Genomic DNA, 2,353 nt, shown 5'->3' with positions numbered 1-2,353 from the left:
GTAAGCCCGTAATATAAAAAAGCGCACCTTTTCGGTACGCACGACGAATAGCCAACTATCCTAATCTTTTTTCGGATAGTTGGCTATTTTGCACAAGACAATTGAATATTTTTCGACCAAGGTAGGTAATCATATAAAATCTCTGGTTGTTGATGGATCGGTAAATTTGGTAGATCCGTCAGTAGTTTCACTAAGTATCGATAAAAGTCGATATCGTTTGCTTTGGCTGTTTCTGCCAAACTTAAACTGATGGCGTTCGCCCTTGCACCTGCCTCACTAACAGAAAAAAGCCAGTTTTTTCTCCCAATCACATTAGGTCGAATCGCATTTTCAGCTGGGTTATTATCAATTTCAATACGCCCATCATTTAAAAAGATTCGGAGTTCATCCACTCGATTCAACGTGTATTCGGCTGCTATTGCGAGCGCACTTTTGCCGAAGAAAGGTGATTCATCCACCCATTTAAAGAACTCTTTCACGATTGGTTTAGATTTTTTACGTCGCATCTTTCTACGTTTTCCTGGAGATAGGTGTTTAAACTCACGTTCAAGTTGGTACAACTGATCGCAATAGTTCACCCCAATTTGACCATTTCTACTATTGGCTTTCAGCCAGTAACGTCGAACATGCGCCCAACAATTGGCGAAGGTAACCCCTTCGAGTTTATCGTAGGCAGAATAACCATCACAAATCATGGTCCCTCTATAACCTTTCGTGAAATCCTTCAGAACAGATCGAGCCCGTGATAAGGAACTTTGAAAGAGAATAATCGTAGGTCCTTGGCTAGGTACGCTCCTGTATACCCAATTGTAGGCATGTGATTGCGCTGATTTTCCATCTGAACGTTTAATAATTTGCGCGTAGGTTTCATCGACATGCAAAACAGACTTCTTCATCAGGATCGATTTCATTTGTTCATAAACAGGCAATAACCAATCTTGCGCTGCGCGAATGACCCAGTTTGAAAGATTTTTATCGTTCGTAATCAACCCATACCTCTCCCATTCCTTGACCTGGCGATAGAGGGGTAAGTATTGAACAAATTTATCATAGATGAGTTTTGCTAAAACGGTAGGTCCTGCAATACTTCGCTGAATGGCACCTTGCGGTGCTTTCCCACGTTTCATTTGCGCCTTTTGTATAGCGTCCTTTTTACAGTGTTTGCACTCATAGGCGTGTTCAATATGTTGGATACGCCTCATTTTGGCTGGAATGAATTTGGCTTCTTCACGTGCAATTGTAGTACCAGCCTCCGTCATTTGATTTCGGCAACAATCACATTGCGTAGTGCTTGGATGATGGTGTATTTCTTCCATTTCAACATCATCGCGAAAAGAATCGTTCCGCTTTTTCCTATGTAATTTACGGATAACGGTATAGCTAATCGTCTCTGCGCTTTGTTCTTCTGTTTGCTCAGAATCGCTAAAAAGCGGGTCATCTTCAAATAAGGAGCCTTGCCCGTCGGGCACTTGATATTTGGCTTTTTCCGTTTTAGAGCCGTATAACGCTTTTGTTAATTGGCGAATTTGTTCAGCTAATACCTTGTTTTGGGACAACGATTGATCTAGCTTTCGTGAAAGTTCTTCATTTTGTTTTTTCGTATAGGCTAATTGGTCTTCAAGTAATTGAAATACTTTTTCGGTTGTTGAAGCGTTTCCCAAATCATTCACCACATTTCGTTCAGTATAAGTTATGGATGATTATACCACCTTGTTGCATGAATTTAAAAGAGGCCTTTTTCTGATTTCGCTATTGCCCTGGGTTGTTGTATGGATAAACCTTCTAATAGCCAGCGAAGCTCCTGTTGCGAAAGGTTCCGTACTTCATTTTCATCTTTTGGCCATTGTAGTTTGCCACTATCTAATCGCTTATAAAGCAGGGCGAAGCCATCGCCATCAAAATACAAACATTTATAGCGATCTTTGCTCCACCCAGAAAACAAGAATATGGCATCGCTATAGGGATCTAGTTCAAAAGAATCCTGAATGAGCGTAGCGAGACCATCAATGCCTTTTCGCATATCAGTTTTGCCACAGATGATGTAGATGTTTTTCACTCCTGTAAAGTCGTGCTTCATTGCTTATTCAGCTCCTTCATAATCGTTTGGATGATGCGCTCATCTACGCCATTAAAGAAGGAAATTTCAGCGTTAGCTGTTTTAATCATGCAGCTTGGACTAGAGGGACTTTGTAGTGAACTACTTGGTAAATATTCGTCCGTAATTGGATCGAGTGTCACGGGGACAATTGTAAGTTTATTCGTTGGCATAAAAGAAAGCACCGCCTTCATTTGATACGTCTATCGTACCTGGAGATACTTCTCGAATATATGCGTTATTTGATTACGGGCTTAC

3 protein-coding genes are annotated in these 2,353 nt (G+C 41.0%); all 3 read right to left on the bottom strand.

Translation table 11 applies throughout. The features are described from left to right. Positions 1-83: 83 nt before the first annotated feature. Entirely contained in the window at positions 84-1,661 is a 1,578-nt protein-coding gene (tnpC, locus tag DEX24_RS16700; protein ID WP_109307502.1) for an IS66 family transposase, read from the bottom strand. Between the two features lie 62 nt (positions 1,662-1,723). Beyond that, positions 1,724-2,077, bottom strand: a complete 354-nt coding sequence (tnpB, locus tag DEX24_RS16695) for an IS66 family insertion sequence element accessory protein TnpB (RefSeq protein ID WP_109307501.1) — start codon at positions 2,075-2,077, stop codon at positions 1,724-1,726. Continuing rightward, a complete protein-coding gene (locus DEX24_RS16690; protein WP_109307500.1) occupies positions 2,074-2,268 on the bottom strand; it encodes a hypothetical protein in 195 nt (64 codons plus the stop codon). Before DEX24_RS16690 ends, tnpB begins: the two co-directional genes overlap by 4 nt. Between the last annotated feature and the right edge of the window lie 85 nt (positions 2,269-2,353).

Source organism: Kurthia sibirica (assembly GCF_003143975.1).
GTDB lineage: Bacteria > Bacillota > Bacilli > Bacillales_A > Planococcaceae > Kurthia > Kurthia sibirica.
Note: the sequence above shows the minus strand (reverse complement) of the source record. Positions and strands in the feature narration are given on the sequence as shown.